The sequence below is a fragment of the Kitasatospora sp. NPDC057692 genome (assembly GCF_042799475.1).
Taxonomy (GTDB): Bacteria; Actinomycetota; Actinomycetes; order Streptomycetales; family Streptomycetaceae; genus Kitasatospora.
The window spans coordinates 4,165-20,924 of the sequence record NZ_JBHVIV010000120.1; the positions used below are offsets into that span (position 1 = coordinate 4,165).

The 16,760-nt window shown below is 74.8% G+C and carries 17 protein-coding genes; 12 read left to right on the top strand and 5 right to left on the bottom strand.

The window, feature by feature from the left end; genetic code table 11:
- Nucleotides 1-170 precede the first annotated feature (170 nt).
- From ACFVFS_RS37335 to ACFVFS_RS37355, 5 genes are all read left to right on the top strand, one after another.
- Nucleotides 171-2,135, top strand: a complete 1,965-nt coding sequence (locus tag ACFVFS_RS37335; RefSeq protein WP_380629458.1) for a helix-turn-helix domain-containing protein — start codon at nt 171-173, stop codon at nt 2,133-2,135.
- A gap of 138 nt (nt 2,136-2,273) precedes the next feature.
- Nucleotides 2,274-3,044: a lipoyl(octanoyl) transferase LipB gene (lipB, locus tag ACFVFS_RS37340; protein ID WP_380629459.1), complete on the top strand. Its 771-nt coding sequence runs from the start codon at nt 2,274-2,276 to the stop codon at nt 3,042-3,044.
- A 190-nt stretch (nt 3,045-3,234) separates the two neighbouring features.
- Nucleotides 3,235-4,188 carry a lipoyl synthase gene (lipA, locus tag ACFVFS_RS37345; protein ID WP_380629437.1) on the top strand — a complete coding sequence of 318 codons (954 nt, stop codon included), beginning with the start codon at nt 3,235-3,237 and terminating at the stop codon, nt 4,186-4,188.
- Nucleotides 4,189-4,384: 196 nt separating this feature from the next.
- Nucleotides 4,385-4,609, top strand: coding sequence for a hypothetical protein (locus ACFVFS_RS37350; protein WP_380629439.1), 225 nt, complete (start codon nt 4,385-4,387; stop codon nt 4,607-4,609).
- Nucleotides 4,610-4,679: 70 nt separating this feature from the next.
- Entirely contained in the window at nt 4,680-5,378 is a 699-nt protein-coding gene (locus tag ACFVFS_RS37355; RefSeq protein WP_380629440.1) for a DUF4191 domain-containing protein, read from the top strand.
- 140 nt (nt 5,379-5,518) lie between these two features.
- Here the strand turns inward: ACFVFS_RS37355 and ACFVFS_RS37360 are convergent, their stop codons facing one another.
- A complete protein-coding gene (locus ACFVFS_RS37360; protein WP_380629441.1) occupies nt 5,519-5,986 on the bottom strand; it encodes an RDD family protein in 468 nt (155 codons plus the stop codon).
- Nucleotides 5,987-6,266: 280 nt separating this feature from the next.
- On the opposite strand from ACFVFS_RS37360, the gene glnA reads away from it, so the two are divergent.
- Nucleotides 6,267-7,679, top strand: a complete 1,413-nt coding sequence (gene glnA, locus ACFVFS_RS37365) for a type I glutamate--ammonia ligase (RefSeq protein WP_380629443.1) — start codon at nt 6,267-6,269, stop codon at nt 7,677-7,679.
- 102 nt (nt 7,680-7,781) lie between these two features.
- Here glnA and ACFVFS_RS37370 read toward each other — a convergent pair whose 3' ends face one another.
- Together ACFVFS_RS37370 and ACFVFS_RS37375 are read right to left on the bottom strand one after the other, a co-directional pair.
- Nucleotides 7,782-8,234, bottom strand: a complete 453-nt coding sequence (locus ACFVFS_RS37370) for an iron chaperone (protein WP_380629445.1) — start codon at nt 8,232-8,234, stop codon at nt 7,782-7,784.
- Nucleotides 8,235-8,292: 58 nt separating this feature from the next.
- Entirely contained in the window at nt 8,293-8,760 is a 468-nt protein-coding gene (locus ACFVFS_RS37375) for a pyridoxamine 5'-phosphate oxidase family protein (RefSeq protein WP_380629447.1), read from the bottom strand.
- A 129-nt stretch (nt 8,761-8,889) separates the two neighbouring features.
- Between ACFVFS_RS37375 and ACFVFS_RS37380 the strand changes: the two genes are divergently transcribed.
- Both ACFVFS_RS37380 and ACFVFS_RS37385 read left to right on the top strand, forming a co-directional pair.
- A complete protein-coding gene (locus ACFVFS_RS37380) occupies nt 8,890-11,619 on the top strand; it encodes an ATP-binding protein (RefSeq protein ID WP_380629449.1) in 2,730 nt (909 codons plus the stop codon).
- 100 nt (nt 11,620-11,719) lie between these two features.
- Entirely contained in the window at nt 11,720-12,391 is a 672-nt protein-coding gene (locus tag ACFVFS_RS37385; RefSeq protein ID WP_380629451.1) for an exonuclease, read from the top strand.
- Here ACFVFS_RS37385 and ACFVFS_RS37390 read toward each other — a convergent pair.
- On the bottom strand, nt 12,361-13,578 hold the full coding sequence (locus ACFVFS_RS37390) for a cytochrome P450 (RefSeq protein WP_380629452.1): 1,218 nt from the start codon (nt 13,576-13,578) through the stop codon (nt 12,361-12,363). The two genes, ACFVFS_RS37385 and ACFVFS_RS37390, sit on opposite strands and share 31 nt — an antisense overlap.
- 155 nt (nt 13,579-13,733) lie before the next feature.
- Between ACFVFS_RS37390 and ACFVFS_RS37395 the strand changes: the two genes are divergently transcribed.
- Nucleotides 13,734-14,090 (top strand): arsenate reductase family protein, encoded by a 357-nt coding sequence (locus tag ACFVFS_RS37395; RefSeq protein ID WP_380629453.1) that lies wholly within the window; start codon nt 13,734-13,736, stop codon nt 14,088-14,090.
- Between the two features lie 9 nt (nt 14,091-14,099).
- Here ACFVFS_RS37395 and ACFVFS_RS37400 read toward each other — a convergent pair whose 3' ends face one another.
- Nucleotides 14,100-14,570, bottom strand: coding sequence for a pyridoxamine 5'-phosphate oxidase family protein (locus tag ACFVFS_RS37400; protein WP_380629454.1), 471 nt, complete (start codon nt 14,568-14,570; stop codon nt 14,100-14,102).
- 68 nt (nt 14,571-14,638) lie between these two features.
- Here ACFVFS_RS37400 and ACFVFS_RS37405 point away from each other — a divergent pair, with 68 nt between their 5' ends.
- The 3 genes from ACFVFS_RS37405 to ACFVFS_RS37415 all read left to right on the top strand — a co-directional run bounded on the left by ACFVFS_RS37405 (nt 14,639) and on the right by ACFVFS_RS37415 (nt 16,696).
- A complete protein-coding gene (locus tag ACFVFS_RS37405; RefSeq protein WP_380629455.1) occupies nt 14,639-15,202 on the top strand; it encodes a DUF1697 domain-containing protein in 564 nt (187 codons plus the stop codon).
- 205 nt (nt 15,203-15,407) lie between these two features.
- Nucleotides 15,408-15,953, top strand: a complete 546-nt coding sequence (locus tag ACFVFS_RS37410) for an FHA domain-containing protein (protein ID WP_380629456.1) — start codon at nt 15,408-15,410, stop codon at nt 15,951-15,953.
- 140 nt (nt 15,954-16,093) lie between these two features.
- Nucleotides 16,094-16,696 carry a DUF6891 domain-containing protein gene (locus tag ACFVFS_RS37415; protein WP_380629457.1) on the top strand — a complete coding sequence of 201 codons (603 nt, stop codon included), beginning with the start codon at nt 16,094-16,096 and terminating at the stop codon, nt 16,694-16,696.
- Nucleotides 16,697-16,760: the final 64 nt, after the last annotated feature.

Genomic DNA, 16,760 nt, shown 5'->3' on the forward strand with positions numbered 1-16,760 from the left:
CGGCGCGGGGGGGGGGGGTCGGGGGGGGGGGGGGGGCCGGCCGGCGGGGGGGGGGGGGGGCCGCCCCCCCCCGCGCGCCCCGCCCCCCCCCGACGGCCGGCGGGGCCGAGCGGCTACGATCTCGCTTCCCTCCCCGGGCACGAACACCACTGTCGATGGGCGGCCGCACCATGAACGACCTCCACACCAGCTCGGCGCCCGCGCTCCGCCGCCTCCTGGAGCTGCTCGCCTCCGGCGCCGCCACCGAGGACTTCGCCGACGTGCTCGCCGACGCCCGCCGGCAGGGCGCGCCGGCCGCGGTGCTGAACGAGATCGACGGCGCCACCTGGCAGGCGCTGCGGGTCCACCGCACGATGCGCCAGCACCGGCGCCGGGAGGCCGAGCTGACGGCGCTGTTCGACACCGCCGGCGACCTGGCCGCCTCCCGCGACCTGGACGCCGTGCTCCAGGCGATCGTCCGCCGGGCCCGGATGCTGCTCGGCACCGACACCGCCTACCTGACCCTCCCGGACGAGGCCACCGGCGACACCTACATGCGGGTCACCGACGGCTCGGTCTCGGTGCTCTTCCAGACCCTGCGGCTCAGCCTCGGCGACGGACTCGGCGGCCTGGTCGCGCAGACCGCCCGCCCGTACGCCACCCCCGACTACCGGACCGACGAGCGGTTCCACCACACCGGCAGCATCGACGCGGGCGTGCTGGACGAGGGCCTGGTGGCGATCATCGGCGTGCCGCTGCTGCTCGGCGGCCGGGTGATCGGCGTGCTGTTCGCCGCCGACCGCTCGCCGCGCGCCTTCTCCCCCGACGAGGTCGCGCTGCTCTGCACGCTGGCCGCGCACGCCGCGATCGCGCTGGACACCGCCAAGTCGCTGGCCGACACCCGGGCCGCGCTCGCCGAGCTGAACAGCGCCAACGAGCTGATCCGCGCCCACGCCGCCGCCGTCCAGCGCGCCGAGCGGGGCCACGACCGGCTCACCGACCTGGTGCTGCGCGGGGCCGCGGTGCCGGACGTCGCCGCGGCGGTGGCCGCCCTGCTCGGCGGCGAGATAGCCGTTCTGGACGCCGAGGGCGAGCCGCTGGCCGGCCGGGCCCCCGCGCCGGCTGCCGGGACGGCCGGGGCGGCGGCCGTGCCCCGGGCCGAGGGGCGTTCGGTGCGCCACGGCGAGGCCTGGGTCTGCGCGGTGCTGGCCGGCCAGGAGCAGCTCGGCACGCTGGTGCTGCGCGGCCGTCCGGACCTCGACGACGCCGACCGCCGGCTGTTCGAGCGGGCCGGGGTGGTCACCGCGCTGCTCCTGCTGCTGCGGCGCTCGGTCGCCGAGACGGAGAACCGGGTGCGCGGCGAGCTGCTGGCCGACCTGCTCACCGCCCCGGACCGGGACCCGGCCGGGCTGACCGCGCGCGGCCGCCGGCTGGGCGTCGACCTCGGCCGCCCGCACCTGGTGCTGGTCGCCGAACCGGGCGACGCGCGGGACACCGGCGCCCGCTCCCGGCTGGCGGGCGCGGCGGGGCGGTACCTGTTCGGCTCGCGCGGCATCAGCGCGGAGCACGCGGAGGCGGTGGTGCTGCTGGTGCCGGACGGGGAGGGCGGGAACGGCGGGACCGGCGGGGACGGCGACGGGAGCGGCGGGGCCGGTGACGGGGACACCGCGCAGCGGGTGGCCGGGCAGGCCGCCGAGCGGCTGGCCCGGCTGGCCGGGTTCCCGGTCACGGTGGGCGCCGGGCGTCCCGCCGCCGGGCCGGTCGCGCTGGCCGCCGCGTACGCCGAGGGACTGCGCTGCGTCCGGGCGCTGCGGGTGCTCGGCCGGTCCGGCGAGGGCGCCTCGGCGCGGGCGCTCGGCTTCCTGGGCGTGCTGCTCGGCGACGGCCACGACGTGGCGGGCTTCGTGGGCGCGACGCTGGGCCCGCTGCTGGAGTACGACGCCCGGCGCGGTACCGAGCTGGTCCGCACCCTGCGGGCGTACTTCGACTGCGGCGGCAGCCTCACCCGGGCCAAGGACGAGCTGCACGTCCACGTGAACACCGTGGTGCAGCGGCTGGACCGGGTCGAGGTGCTGCTGGGCCGGGACTGGAACGCCCCGGAGCGCTCCCTGGAGCTCCAGTTGGCGCTGCGGCTCCAGCTGCTGTCCGGGCCGTGAGCCGCGGCCGGGCCCCGGTCGCGCTCCGGGCGGGACAGGGGCCCGGCCGGTTCGGCGGCGGGCGGGCGTACAGTGGCGAGGTTGGTCTCGAACGCCTGGCAAGGAGCAGCGGTGAGCGAGAACGTGCGGTTCATACGCATGGGCATCGGCGAGGGCGCCGTCCCCTACCAGGAGGCCTGGGAGGAGCAGCAGCGGCTGCACGCCCTGCGGGTCGCGGACGAGATCCCGGACACGGTGCTGCTGCTGGAGCACCAGCCCGTCTACACCATGGGCAAGCGCACCAACCCGGCCGACCTGCCGCTGGACGGCACCCCCGTGGTCGAGGTCAACCGGGGCGGCGAGATCACCTGGCACGGCCCCGGCCAGCTGGTCGGCTACCCGATCGTCAAGCTGCCGGACCCGATCGACGTGATCGCGTACGTGCGGCGGCTGGAGGAGGCGCTGATCCGCGCGTGCGGCGCGTTCGGCGTGGAGACCACCCGGGTCGAGGGCCGCAGCGGCGTCTGGGTACTGGGCCGGAACATCCCCGGCGCGGTGGTGGACCCGGCGCAGGTGGTGGACATCGGCAAGCTCACCCTGCGGATGGGCCTGCCGCTGGGCATCGACCCGCGGCTGGCCGGCCCCGAGTACGCGCCGTCCAACGCCGGGCAGCGCGGTGACGACCGCAAGCTGGCCGCGATCGGCGTCCGGGTCGCGCGCGGGGTGACCATGCACGGCTTCGCGCTGAACTGCGACCCGGACATGGCCTGGTTCGACAAGATCGTGCCGTGCGGGATCCGGGACGCCGGGGTCGCCTCGCTGGCCGGCGAGCTGGAGCGGGACTTCACCGTCTCCGAGGCGCTGCCGCTGGTCGAGAAGCACCTGGCCGAGGTGCTCGCCGAGCTGCCGGAGCCCGCGCCCGGCCGCTGAGGCCCGGCCGCCCCCGGCCCTCCCCGTTTTCCGATCCCCCTTCCGATCCCCGTCCCGGCCCCCACCCGGCACCGGGAATCTACCCGCCGGTAGTCCTGTTGCCCTGCGATTGCGGGGCCGCAGCCCCGGCGAAGGCCGTACAAGCACAGGCGTACCCTGGGGGTACCCCGTCTAGTTCTAGGAGTCGCACGTGTCCGCTGTCGCACCCGACGGCAGGAAGCTGCTCCGCCTGGAGGTCCGCAACAGCGAGACCCCCATCGAGCGGAAGCCCGAGTGGATCAAGACCCGCGCGAAGATGGGCCCGGAGTACAACGCCCTCCAGTCGCTGGTGAAGAAGGAGGGGCTGCACACGGTCTGCCAGGAGGCCGGCTGCCCCAACATCTTCGAGTGCTGGGAGGACCGCGAGGCGACCTTCCTCATCGGCGGTGACCAGTGCACCCGCCGCTGCGACTTCTGCCAGATCGACACCGGCAAGCCCGCCGAGTTCGACCGGGACGAGCCGCGCCGCGTCGCCGAGTCCATCGTCACCATGGACCTCAACTACGCCACCATCACCGGTGTCGCCCGGGACGACCTGCCGGACGGCGGCGCCTGGCTGTACGCCGAGACCGTGCGCCAGGTGCACGCGATGACCGCCGGCCGCGACAGCGGCCGCACCGGTGTCGAGCTGCTGATCCCGGACTTCAACGCGGTGCCGGAGCAGCTGGCCGAGGTCTTCTCGTCCCGCCCCGAGGTGCTGGCGCACAACGTCGAGACGGTGCCGCGGATCTTCAAGCGGATCCGCCCCGCCTTCCGCTACGAGCGCTCGCTGGACGTCATCACCCAGGCGCGCGCCGCCGGGCTGGTCACCAAGTCCAACCTGATCCTGGGCATGGGCGAGACCCGCGAGGAGGTCAGCCAGGCGCTGGCCGACCTGGTCGGGGCCGGCTGCGAGCTGATCACCATCACCCAGTACCTGCGCCCGTCGCTGCGCCACCACCCGGTGGAGCGCTGGGTCAAGCCGCAGGAGTTCGTGGAGCTGCAGGAGGAGGCCGAGGAGCTCGGCTTCGCCGGGGTCATGTCCGGCCCGCTGGTCCGCTCGTCGTACCGCGCCGGGCGGCTGTACCGGCAGGCGCTGGAGCGCCGCGAGCAGGCCGCGGTCTGAGCCGACCGGCCGCGCCGCGCGCGTCACCGCGCGTTTCGCGCCACTCGAAGGGCGGAGCCTCGGCTCCGCCCTTTCGCGTTCATCACGCTTTGACGACCAGGTCACGGGCTGGTAACACGGGGTGGTGACGATGGGCTCGCCACGATTGTTCGATCCTTCTCAGCCACGGCTGCGGTCACGAGGGGAGCTGTGCGGCATGCGAATGCGGATCCGGTCGGTGGGGGCGGCGCTGCGGTTCGCCGAGAGCGTGCTGCTGGACGGCGGGCAGCGGCAGGCCCGGCGCAACGCCTGGGCGGCGGTCTGCGAGGACCGCCGGCACGCGGCCGACCGCCGGCACGACGCCCTGGCGGCGGAGGCCGCGGCGGGGGCGCGGACGGGTCCGGCGACGCTCAGGCCGGTGCGCCGGCGGCCGCTTCCGTAGCGGCACTCCGGGTCACGGTTCGAGCGAACGGGTACCCGGGCTTGGATATCCCGTACCCACGCCACGTACCATGAGCATTATGGCGAGGGAAACATCCGAGAACCCCGGGCGGCTGAAGCAGATCCGCACGGCGTACACCATGACCAAGAAGGTCGACACCAAGATCGGCCTGATCATCGCCGGCGTCGGCCTGCTGACCTTCGGCGTGTTCCTCGCCATCGGCTTCGCGATCGAGCACCCCGTCTACCTGGGCATCCTGGGCTTCATCGTGGCCTTCCTGGCCATGGCGATCGTCTTCGGGCGCCGGGCCGAGCGTGCCGCGTTCGGGCAGATGGAGGGGCAGCCGGGCGCTGTCGCGGCGGTGCTGAACAACATCCGGCGCGGCTGGAGCGCCAGCTCCACCCCGGTGGCCGTCACCCGTAGCCAGGACGCGGTCTACCGCGCCGTGGGCCGGGCCGGCATCGCGCTGATCGGCGAGGGCAACCCGAACCGGGTCCGCCAGCTGCTCGCGTCGGAGAAGAAGAAGATGGCCCGGGTCGTCGGCGACGTGCCGGTGCACGACATCGTGGTGGGCAACGGCGAGGGCGAGGTCCCGCTGAAGAAGCTGCAGATCCACCTGATGCGTCTGCCGCGCGCCATCACGCCCGCCCAGGTCACCGAGACCAACGACCGCCTGCGCGCGCTGGGCGACCTGCTCTCCAAGGCGCCGATCCCCAAGGGCCCGATGCCCAAGGGCGCCCGGATGCCCAAGGGCGGCCAGGTTCGCTGAGCCCCTCCCCCGTCGACAGTACGAGAACGGCCCCGCCGCGGAAGCCTCCGCGGCGGGGCCGTTCGCCGTTCCCGGGCACGGCCGGCGCACTCGCTCCGGACCGTGCCCGGATCCGGGCCGTGTTCAGCTCCGGGCCGTGTTCAGATCCGGACCTCGACGGTGCCGACCGCCTTGTCGTGCAGACCGCGGGTGTCCCGGTCCCAGACCAGCGCCGGCACCAGCAGGCAGAGCAGCACCGTGCGCAGCAGCACCTGCGGGATGGTCGCCCGGTTGCCGTCCAGCCGGACGACCCGCAGCCCGAACAGCCGCTTGCCGACGGTCGTCCCGGTGGTGGCGAGCAGCAGCACGGTGACGGCGAAGAACAGCGGGGTGGTCCACAGGTTCGCCGAGGCCGCCGAGCCCTTGCCGATCAGCCCGTAGGCGATCAGGGCGACCAGCCAGCCGTCGACGAACAGCGCGCCCACGCGGCGGGCGGGCCCGGCGATCGAACCGGGGCCCTCCTTGGGCAGTCCGAGGCGCTCACCGCGGTGGCCGAAGTCGGCGCCCATCTTCTCGGCGGCCGCCTTCGGGCCGTCGATCCACGATCCCAACGCTTCTCTGGTGTCCACGAATCCACATTAACCGGGCGAACGCCGGGATCGGCCACCGCCTCCCCCGCCGGGCCCGCCACCGAAGAGTGAATCGGCCGCCGCCGACTTACCGCCACTCCCCCGAATGGTCTAGACCACTTGACCGATCCGGCCCGGCGGGGCCAGGCGTTTTGTCCCGTCCCGTACGGCTTTGCGGGCCACCCGGCGACGGCGGTTAACATTCAGGAAACGACCGGGTCACCGGTCGGAAACGGCCCGTTCCTAGGGTGTGCCCCATTCGCAACACCGAGGAGGATGGATGTTCAACAACGCCGCCGAAGTGAAGCAGTTCATCCAGGACAACGACGTGAAGTTCGTCGACGTCCGCTTCTGCGACCTGCCGGGCGTCTTGCAGCACTTCTCCGTACCCGCGGCGACGTTCGACCCGTCCGAGATCCTGATGTTCGACGGCTCGTCGATCCGCGGTTTCCAGGCCATCCACGAGTCCGACATGGCCCTGGTCCCCGACCTCGCCACGGCCCGCCTGGACCCGTTCCGCGAGGCCAAGCACCTCAACATCAACTTCTTCATCCAGGACCCGGTGACCGGCGAGGCCTACAGCCGCGACCCGCGCAACGTCGCCAAGAAGGCCGAGGCCTACCTCGCCTCCTCCGGCATCGCGGACACCGCGTTCTTCGGCCCCGAGGCCGAGTTCTACGTCTTCGACTCGGTCCGCTTCGACACCAGCGCCAACGCCTCCTACTACCACATCGACTCCGAGGCCGGCGCCTGGAACAGCGGCTCCACCGAGGGCGACGTCCGCGGCTACAAGGTCAAGTACAAGGGCGGCTACTTCCCCGTCCCGCCCGTCGACCACTTCGCCGACCTGCGCGCCGAGATGTCCCTGGAGCTGGCCAGGGCCGGCCTGGAGGTCGAGCGCCAGCACCACGAGGTCGGCACGGCCGGCCAGGCCGAGATCAACTACAAGTTCAACACCCTGCTGCACGCGGCCGACGACCTGATGCTGTTCAAGTACATCATCAAGAACGTCGCCTGGCGGAACGGCAGGACGGCCACCTTCATGCCGAAGCCGATCTTCGGCGACAACGGCTCGGGCATGCACGTCCACCAGTCGCTGTGGAGCGAGGGCTCGCCGCTCTTCTACGACGAGCAGGGCTACGCCGGCCTCTCCGACATGGCCCGCTACTACATCGGCGGCCTGCTCAAGCACGCCCCGTCGCTGCTCGCCTTCACCAACCCGTCGGTGAACTCCTACCACCGCCTGGTGCCCGGCTTCGAGGCCCCGGTCAACCTGGTCTACTCCCAGCGCAACCGCTCCGCCGCGATCCGCATCCCGATCACCGGCTCCAACGCCAAGGCCAAGCGCATCGAGTTCCGCGCCCCCGACCCCTCCTCCAACCCCTACCTGGCCTTCTCCGCCATGCTGATGGCCGGCCTGGACGGCATCAAGAACAAGATCGAGCCCCTGGAGCCGGTCGACAAGGACCTCTACGAACTGGCCCCCGAGGACCACGCCAACGTCCCCCAGGTCCCCGCCTCCCTCCCCGCCGTCCTGGAGGCCCTCGAAGCCGACCACGAGTACCTCCTCGCCGGCAACGTCTTCACCCCCGACCTCATCGAGACCTGGATCGACTTCAAGCGCACCCAGGAGATCGCCCCCATCGCCCTCCGCCCCCACCCCCACGAGTTCGAGCTCTACTACGACCTCTAGAGGGCCCTTCGACCCGCGGCGCTGCGCCCGGGGTCGCCCACGCGCCCCTGCGGGCCGGCGGAGAGCCGGTCCGCAGGGGCGCGTTCGGTGCCGGGGGCGGGGTCAGGCCGTGGCGCGGGTGAGGAGGGCGGTGAGGTGGGACTCGACGGCGGGGGTGAGGGTGGTGAGGGCGTAGGTGGTGGGCCACAGGGCGCCGTCGTCGAGGGCGGCGACGTCGCTGAAGCCAAGGGTGGCGTAGCGGGACTTGAACTTCTGGGCGCTCTGGAAGAAGCAGAGGACCTTGCCGTCCTTGGCGTAGGCGGGCATGCCGTACCAGAGCCGGGGGGTCAGGGACGGGGCGGCGGCCTTGACGAGGGCGTGGAGGCGTTCGGCGAGGGCGCGGTCGGCGGGCTCCATCCCGGCGATCTTGGCGAGGACGTCCTGCTCGCCGTCGGCCTTGGCGGTGCGGGGGCTGCGGCGGGCCGCGGTCTTGAGCTCCTCGGCGTGCTCCTTCATCGCCGCGCGCTCGTCGTCGGTGAAGCCGTCGAAGGTCCGGGTCGTGGCGGTGTTCGTCATGGTGGAAGGCCTTTGCGGTGAGGTGTCGGTGAGGTGTCGGTGGGAACGGGGGGACCGGTCAGGACCGCGGTGCCGGTCGGTCGAGCCAGCGGCCGTCGCGCATCAGCTCGCGGCCGGCCAGCTCGTTCTCCTCGCGCCAGCAGCGGACGCCGCGGGGCGTGACCCGGAACCATCGGTAGGACGTGGCGCAGGCGCGCGGGTCGAAGCCGGTACGGGCGGCGAAGCGGTCGCCGCGCTCGGACGGGAGGGCGTCGAGGTCCAGGACCTCGACCGCGCCCTCGATCAGGCAGACGTCCCGGGTGTGGCCCAGGGCCAGCCGGACGGTGCCGGTGGCGGCGAGGTTGCGGCCGGTCGGGCTGCCGGACGGGGTGGCGAGCAGCAGCGCCTCGCCGTCCCAGTCGAAGGAGAGCGGCACGAGGTGGGGCGTGCCGTCCGGCGAGGCCGTGGCCACCCAGACGTCGAGGTCGTGGGCGAGGCGCTGCTCGGCGTCGTGTCGGCGCTGGGCGCGGGGGCGCGGTGCGGCCATGGTCACTCACTCCTGTCGGGTCCGGCGGGGTTGGTCACAGCCTCCCGCGGCCGGGGTGGCCGGGGCATCCGTGCCGACCACGGAACGGGGTACGGAGAGCGGTACGGAGGCGCCCCGCATAATGGCGCGGTGTCCGCTTCCGTGATCTCGCCCCGCGAAGCCGACGTGCTCGCGCTCCTCGGCGAGCACCTCAGCAATGCCGAGATCGCCGCTCGGCTGTTCATCTCCGTCCGCACGGTGGAGTCCCACACCTCCGCGCTGCTGCGCAAGTTGGAGCTGCCGGACCGCCGGGCACTCTCCCGGCGCGCGGCCGAGCTCGCCGGCGCCGGGCGGTCGCGTCCGGCGCCCGCCCTGCCGGCGCCGCTCACGGCGTTCGTCGGCCGGGAGCGGGAGCGCGCGGAGCTGGCCGCGGCGCTGGCCGCGCACCGGCAGGTGACCGCGGTCGGTCCGGGCGGGGTGGGCAAGACCCGGCTGGCGCTGGCGGTGGCGGCGGACCTGGCGGGCGGCTTCGCGGACGGCGCCTGGTTCGTCGACCTGGCGCCGGTCATGGATCCGGACCGGGTGGCGGCGGCGGTCGCGGCCGCGCTGGGGGTCGGCGAGCAACCCGGGCGCGGCCACGAGGAGGCGCTGTCCGCCGCGCTGGCCGACCACCGGGCGCTGCTGGTGCTGGACAACTGCGAACAGGTCCGGGACGGCGTCGCGCCTTTCCTGGAGCGGTTGCTGACGGCCTGTCCGCAGGTCAGGGCGCTGGCGACCAGCCGGGCCCGGCTGCTGGTGCCGTTCGAGCGGGTCTTCCCCGTGGCGCCGCTGTCCCGGGACGGCGGCGGATCGTCGGAGGCGGTGGCGCTGTTCGTCGAACGGGCGACGGCGGCCGGCGCGGCCCCCGACCCGGCGCTACGGGAGCGGATCGCGGCCGTCTGCGAACGGCTCGACGGCATGGCGCTGGCGATCGAACTGGCGGCGGCCCGCTGGCCGACGCTCGGCCTGGACGGGCTGACGGCCGGCCTCTCCGACCAGCTGCGGATCCTCGCCGGAGGCCCGCGCGCGGGCGACCGGCACCGCTCGGTGCGGGCCGCGCTGGACTGGAGCCACGACCTGCTGGAGCCCGCCGACCGGGCACTGCTGCGCCGGGTGTCGGCGTTCGTCCAGCCGTTCACCGCCGGGGCGGCGATCGCGGTGGCGGGGTTCGCCCCGCTGGATCCGGCGGCCGTCGCCGACGGGCTCGGGCGGCTGGCCGAGCAGAGCCTGCTGACCGCGGCCCCGGCGGCGGAGGGCACCCGGTACCGGGCTCCGGAGACCATCCGCCAGTACGGGGCCGAGCGGCTGGCCGAGGCCGGGGAGCAGGCCGAGACCGGCTCCCGGCACCTCGCCTGGTGCCTGGCGGGCGCGGACGAGCTGGCCGGGACCGACGGCCCCGACCGGCGGGCTCGGTTCGACGCGGTGGCGGACGAGCTGCGGGCCGCCCTCGACCGGGCCGCCGGGCAGCCGGAACTGCGGGCGCGGGCGCACCGGCTCGCCCTGGCCCTGGCGGGGTCGGCCTTCGCCCGCAACCTGCTCGGGGAGGCGCAGCAGCGCTTCGAGCAGGCGGCCGCGCTGGCCGACGGCCCGACGGTGGCCGCGGCGGCGCTGCGGGAGGCCGCCGGGGTGGCCGGATGCCGCGGGCTCGGCGACGACCTGTACCGCCTGCACCGCGCCGCCGCCGAAGCCGCCCGCCGGGCCGGGGACGGCGGCGGTGCCCGTGACCTGGCGGCCGCCGCCACCGTCGCGTACCGCTTCTCCAGCACCTTCACCCGGATTCCCCCCGCCGGGGAGGTGGCCGACCTGCTCGGGCGGGCCCGGGAGTCGGCCGACGGCTCCGCCGCGACCGGGGCGGCCCTGGCGCTGGCCGAGGCGGCGGTGCTCGCGGACGCCTACGGCTCCGTCCAAGGCAGCCCGGACAACACCGCGCGGGAGACGGTCGCCTTCGCCGAACGGGCGGTCGAGCTGGCCCGGCGGGCGGGCGACCCGGTCGCCGAGTCCGCCGCCCTGGACGCCCTCTCCGGCGCGCGCAGCTGGGCCGGAGAGCCGTTCGCGGCCGCCGCGGCCGCCCGCCGCCGGGTCGACCTGCCACAGGCGGTGCCGCCCACCCCGGCCGGAACGCACGAACGGGTGGACGCCCTCGCGATGGCCGCCGCCACCGCGATCGGCGTCGGCGAGCTGGACCTGGCCCGGCGGTGGGGCGGGCAGCTCGCCGGGCACCCGCTGCTGGCCGAGGTCGGCCACCACGCCACGTCCTGGCTGCTGGTCGCGGACGCGTTCGCCGGGCGGACCGAGGAGGTGGCGGCGACCGGCGTGCGGTTCCTCGACGCGTGGGAGCAGGGCGGGCGGCCGCGGTCCTTCTCGCTCGGCCCGGCCGCCGCGGCGGTCGCCGCGGTCCACGGCCTGCGCGCCGACGACGGCGCCCGGGCCGCCTGGCTCGCCGTCGCCGGCCGCGCGGGCCCCGAGGAGGAGCACCGGTACGGCTACGGCGCGGTGTTCGACGCCCTGGTGCTGCTGCACCGCGGGGACGCGCAGGCCGCCCTGGCGCGGATCGCGCCGGCGCCCGAGGAGGTCTGGAAATGGGTCTCCTGGGTCTGGCTGCACTGGTACACGGCACTCCGCGTCGAGGCGTCGGTGCTGGCCGGCCACCCGGACGCCCGGGCCCGCCTCGCCGGGGCCCGGGCGGTGGTCGCCGGGAACCCGGTCGCCACCGCGCAGCTCGACCGGGCGCAGGCCCTGCTGGACGGCGACCTCGCGCGCCTGGACGCCGTCGCGGCCGCCTTCGACGCCGCCGGCTGCGGCTACCAGTCCGCCCGCACCCGGCACCTCGCGGACGGCTGAGGAGGGCGGACGGCCGAGGGGGGCGGACGGCGGCGCTCCGGTGGGCGCCGTCCGGCGAAACCGGGTGGTCAAGGCCGCTCCGAGGGCCGAGACTTGGCGCATGGGAACGACGAGCGGGGCGGCGGGCAAGGTCACGCCGACGGTGTACGTGTCGGTGGACGTCGAGGCGGACGGGCCGATCCCCGGGCCGTACTCGATGGTCAGCTTCGGCGCGGCGGTCGCCGGATGGCACGACGCGGACGGCTTCCGGCGGGCCCCGGCCGCGGCGGCGGGCTTCTACCAGGAGCTGCGGCCCGTCTCCGAGGACTGGGTGCCCGAGGCGCTGGCCGTCTCGGGGCTGGACCGGGCGGCGCTGATCGCCGGCGGCACCGATCCGGGCGTCGCCATGGGCCGGTTCACCCGCTGGCTGGAGCGGCTGCGCACCGGCCCGGACGGGCGGCGGTACCGGCCGGTGATGGTCGGCTACCCGGCCGTCTACGACTGGCAGTTCCTCTACTGGTATCTGATCCGGTTCACCGGCTCCAGCCCGTTCGGCCACTCGGGCTGCCTGGACGTCAAGACGCTCTACGCGGCGCGGACGGGCCTGCCGTTCGCCGGGATCGGCAAGCGCTCGATGCCGAAGGAGCTGCTCCCCGATCTGCCGCACACACACCACGCCCTCGACGACGCCCGGGAGCAGGCCGCGCTGTTCGCCAACCTGATGGAGTGGGACGGGCCCGGGCGGCCCGCCCCGCGAGCGGGTCAGCGGACGGTGACCGGAAGGGTCTCGTAGCCGCGCAGGACGAGGCGGTCGCGCCGGGTGGGGACGCCGCCGGGGGCGAGCCGGGGGAACCGGTCGAGGAGGGCGGGGGCGGCGATGTCGGCCTCCAGCCGGGCGAGTCGGCTGCCGAGGCAGAAGTGCGGGCCGCCGCCGAAGCTGAGCGGCTGGCTGTCGGTGCGGGTGGGGTCGAAGCGGTCCGGGCGGGGGTAGCGGGCCGGGTCGTGGTTGGCGGCGCCCAGCATGGTGAACAGGACGGTGCCGGTCGGGGCGGGCAGGCCGGCCACCGTGAGACCGGGGGCGGTGGAGATCCGCGAGGTCACCTGCACCGGGGAGTCGTAGCGCAGCACCTCGTCGGTGAAGAGCGAGGGGTCCAGGGCGCCGGTGCGCAGGCCCTCGGCCGCCGCCGGGTGGTGGAACAGCAGGGCGAGGCCGTTGCCGATCAGGTTGGTGGTGGTCTCGAAGCCGGCCACCAGGAGCAGGGCGAGGTTGCTCAGCAGTTCCTCGCCGGAGATCCGGTCCGGGGAGTCGGCGGCGATCCGGGCCAGGTCGCTGACCAGGTCACCGGTCGGGCGGGCCAGCCGCTCGGCGGTCAACTCCGCGAAGTAGGACGAGAGTTCCTCGGCCGCGAGGTCGGCGGCGGCCAGTTCGCCGAGGTCCTGGATGAGCTCCAGGGCGATGGTGAGGTCGGAGGCCAGGCCGCGGAAGCGGTGGCGGTCGGCAGCGGGGACGCCGAGCAGTTCGCAGATCACCTCGACCGGGAGGCGGAAGGCGAAGGCGTCCATGAAGTCGACGGACGAGCCGTCGGCGCCCCGCTCGGCCAGTTCGTCGAGCAGCCGCTCCACCGTCGCCTCGATCGCCGGCCGCAGCGAGGCGACCCGGCGGGCGTTGAAGGCCGAGGCGATCAGCGAGCGGACCCGGCCGTGGTCGGGTGCGTTGCGCTGGAGGATCGAGCGGCCGAAGAGCTCGACGGAGGGGTGGGCGAGCAGTTCCGCGTGGTCGGCGGCGAGGCTCCTGGTGTCCTCCAGGGCGAAGGCGGGGTCGCGCAGCACCTGGTTGGCGGCGGCGTGCCCCACCACCAGGACCGCCCCGGGGCCCGCCGGGGCGGCCGCGCCGAGTTCGTGCGCCCGCGCGTACAGCGGGTAGGGGTCGAACCGCCCCTCGGTCGTCATGAGCTGCTCGATGATCGACGCGCCGTCCATCCGGCCTTCCCCTCCGTGGATCCGACTCCCTGCTGGACAACTGTCGGCGGCCGGAGGGTAGTTCCCCGGCGGGGACGGAACCGGCCGGGCCGGCGGCGGGCGGCGCGGGGCGCGCGGGCGGGGGCCGGGCGGGGGCGGGTCGGTAGGCTGGCGGGATGGAGATCTGGATCAACCCCCGCTGCGGGAAGTGCCGCACCGCGCTGAGCGAACTGACCGGCGCCGGCGTCACGTACACCGTGCGGCGCTACCTGGAGGACCCGCCGAGCGTCGCCGAGCTGGAGCAGGTGCTGGAGCGGCTGGGGCTGGAGCCGTGGGACATCACCCGGACCGACGAGCAGGTGGCCAAGGACCTCGGCATGAAGCAGTGGGGCCGGGAGGCGGGTGACCGGGCGCGCTGGCTCGCGGCGATGGCCGAGCACCCGATCCTGATCCAGCGCCCGATCATCACCGCCGACGACGGCCACGCCGTGGTCGCCCGCACGCCCGAGGCGCTCCGGTCCGTCCTGCCCTGACCGCCGCCGTCAGCGGCGCTCGAACCGCCGCACCGGCCCGCCCGGGCGCCAGGAGCTGATCCGCACCGCGTCGCCCTCGACGGTGGTGTGCACGACCTGCTCCAGTTCCAGCCGGAAGGCGTGGTACGGGCCGGGCGGCGGCTCGGGCAGCTCGGCCTCGTAGGCGGCGATGTCCGCCGCGTCGGTGAGCTCGACCGCCCGGCCGGACAGCTTGGAGTCGCCCTCGGCCAGCGTGGCGTCGCTCGGGTTGCTGTGCAGCGCGAAGCGGGGGTCGCGGCGCAGGTCCAGCGCCTTGACCGCGCCCTGCATCGACCCGAGCACCACGTCGGCCCCGATGAAGTCCACCTCGGTGCCGCTCACCCGGGGCGAGCCGTCCTTGCGGAGCGTCGCCAGGACGTGGTGCTTGCTGGCCTCGAAGCGGGCCCGCACGGCGGGGGCCAGGTCCGGTGCCTCGTGCTCGAAATCCTGCCAGGTAGCCATGGCGCCAGTGTGGCACCGGGCACCGACGGCCGCCGTCCGGTGTCGGTGCCCGGTGCCACACTGGCCGGGTGACCTCTACCAGCACCACCTACATCGCCTTCCTGCGGGCCGTGAACGTCGGCGGCCGGACGGTGCGGATGGAGCGCCTGCGCGCGCTGTTCGGCGAGCTCGGCCTGGAGCGGGTCGGCTCCTACATCCAGAGCGGGAACGTCTTCTTCACCGCCGAGGCCGCCGACGCGGCGGGCCGGGCGGCGCTGACCGGGCGGATCGAGCGCCACCTGGAGGAGCAACTGGGCTACCCGGTGCCGGTGCTGCTGCGGACGGTGGACGAGGTCCAGGCGCTGCTGGACGCCGAGCCGTTCGCGGGCGTCGAGGTGACCCCGGAGGTGCGGCTCACGGTGAACTTCCTCTCCGAGCCGCTGCCCGCCGACTTCCCGATCCCCTACACCTCGCCGAAGGGCGACTACGAGGTGATCGGCGCCGACCCCGGCACCGCGTACGTCGTGGTGCACCTGAAGGACGGCAGGTGGGTCACCAGCGGTGCGCTCTTCGGGAAGTCCTACCGGGGCTCGGCGACCTCGCGGTTCCTGCACACCACCGCCAAGATCCTGGCCGCCGCACGGAAGGCCTGAGGTCCGCCCACGACGACCCGGAGGCCCCGTTGGCCCCATCCGCCCTGCACGCCTACGCCGCGCTGCTCGACCGCTCGTTCGTCCGGATCGCGGAGGCGGCGGCCGGCGGCTGGCGGCTGGCGGCTGGCGGTGGGCGCCGACTTCGCGCTGGAGTGGCGTTCCGGGGAATCTGGACAGGTGGGCGGGGCGGCCGGAGAATCGGTCCATGACGTCGCGTGAGAACCGGACCCGGGTGGTCCGGCCGTCCGAGGCCGAGCGGGAACGGGCCCTCGGGGTGCTGCGGGAGGGGGCCGGCGACGGCCGGCTGTCGCACGACACCTTTCTCGGGCGGCTGGACCTCGTCCTCCACGCGGGCAGCCGCGCCGAGTTGAACGCGGTGATGGCGGACCTGCCGACCGGGAACCCGGTGGGACGCTTCGTGCTGCGCGCCGTCGGGCGGGTCTCCGCGTTCGGCGTGCGGCTGCGCGGGGCCTGGCGGGCCGAGCGGCTGCCGGGGCTGAGCCTCCCCGAGGCCGGGGCCGGGCAGTTGACGATAGGACGGATCCCCGGAGCGGGGCTGCGGCTGAACGACGCCTCGGTCTCCCGGCACCACGCCGAGCTGCGCCGGGAGGGCGGCGGCTGGGTGCTGTACGACCTCGGGTCGACCAACGGCACGCACGTCAACGGGTTCCGGATCGTCGGCGGGGTGCGGGTGCGGCCGGGCGACCAGGTGCGGTTCGGCAACCTGGAGTTCCGGCTCGCCTCGGGCTGAGCGGTCGGCGCACGCGTCCGCGCGGCGCCGGTGGGCATCGGTACGACGTCAGCGCGGGAACCGGCGGGGCTGCGGCGGGGCGGGACCGAGGTGGCGGCGGGCCGGGCCGGACTGTCAGTGCCGGGTGCTTGGATGCCGGTATGGACCAGGACACCGTACAGAGCACCCTTGCCGCCGAGGTACTGCGGGACGCCGAGGAGCGGGCCCTTGAGCTGATCCGGTGCGGCTTCCAGGAACCGGACGAGATAGCCGAGTCCCTGGTCGACGACCTCGACGACCAGGGACTGACGGTGGAGGAGGCGGAGCGGATCGTCGCTCCGCTGTGGCGGGAGCGTCTGCGGGAGCAGGCCGCCTGGCCGGAGACGACCGACGTCGACCGGCTGGAGGCCGCCTTCGACGCCCTGGAGGAGCTGGGCATCGTCGCCGCGATGGACTTCACCTGCTGCGCGAACTGCGGTTACGCCGAGATCGGGGGCGAGGCCGAGGAGGGCTCGCGCGGCTTCGTGTTCTTCCATCAGCAGGACACCGAACGGGCCGCCGGGGGCGGTGCGTTGATGCTGCGGTACGGCGGGTTCCAGGTGGACGGCGAGCCGACGGAGGCGGCCGTACGGCGGACGGCCGAGGTCGGGCGCGAGGTCGCCGCCGCGCTGACGGCGGCCGGGCTTCCGGTGGAGTGGGACGGCTCGCCGGAGACGGCGATCTCGGTCACGCCGATCACCTGGCTCAACCGCCTGCCGGAGTAGCGGCCGCGCGCCCTCCCGTGCCCGCGCCCCCCCCCCCCCCCGCCCGCCCCCCCCGCCCGGGCGC

Excerpts from the sequence above, each read along its gene's own strand:
- ACFVFS_RS37335 (WP_380629458.1), top strand. The coding sequence starts at position 171 with ATGAACGACCTCCACACCAGCTCGGCGCCCGCGCTCCGCCGCCTCCTG.
- lipB (WP_380629459.1), top strand. The coding sequence starts at position 2,274 with ATGGGCATCGGCGAGGGCGCCGTCCCCTACCAGGAGGCCTGGGAGGAG.
- ACFVFS_RS37350 (WP_380629439.1), top strand. The coding sequence starts at position 4,385 with ATGCGAATGCGGATCCGGTCGGTGGGGGCGGCGCTGCGGTTCGCCGAG.
- ACFVFS_RS37355 (WP_380629440.1), top strand. The coding sequence starts at position 4,680 with ATGAGCATTATGGCGAGGGAAACATCCGAGAACCCCGGGCGGCTGAAG.
- glnA (WP_380629443.1), top strand. The coding sequence starts at position 6,267 with ATGTTCAACAACGCCGCCGAAGTGAAGCAGTTCATCCAGGACAACGAC.
- ACFVFS_RS37370 (WP_380629445.1), bottom strand. The coding sequence starts at position 8,234 with ATGACGAACACCGCCACGACCCGGACCTTCGACGGCTTCACCGACGAC.
- ACFVFS_RS37375 (WP_380629447.1), bottom strand. The coding sequence starts at position 8,760 with ATGGCCGCACCGCGCCCCCGCGCCCAGCGCCGACACGACGCCGAGCAG.
- ACFVFS_RS37385 (WP_380629451.1), top strand. The coding sequence starts at position 11,720 with ATGGGAACGACGAGCGGGGCGGCGGGCAAGGTCACGCCGACGGTGTAC.
- ACFVFS_RS37390 (WP_380629452.1), bottom strand. The coding sequence starts at position 13,578 with ATGGACGGCGCGTCGATCATCGAGCAGCTCATGACGACCGAGGGGCGG.
- ACFVFS_RS37395 (WP_380629453.1), top strand. The coding sequence starts at position 13,734 with ATGGAGATCTGGATCAACCCCCGCTGCGGGAAGTGCCGCACCGCGCTG.
- ACFVFS_RS37400 (WP_380629454.1), bottom strand. The coding sequence starts at position 14,570 with ATGGCTACCTGGCAGGATTTCGAGCACGAGGCACCGGACCTGGCCCCC.
- ACFVFS_RS37410 (WP_380629456.1), top strand. The coding sequence starts at position 15,408 with ATGACGTCGCGTGAGAACCGGACCCGGGTGGTCCGGCCGTCCGAGGCC.
- ACFVFS_RS37415 (WP_380629457.1), top strand. The coding sequence starts at position 16,094 with ATGGACCAGGACACCGTACAGAGCACCCTTGCCGCCGAGGTACTGCGG.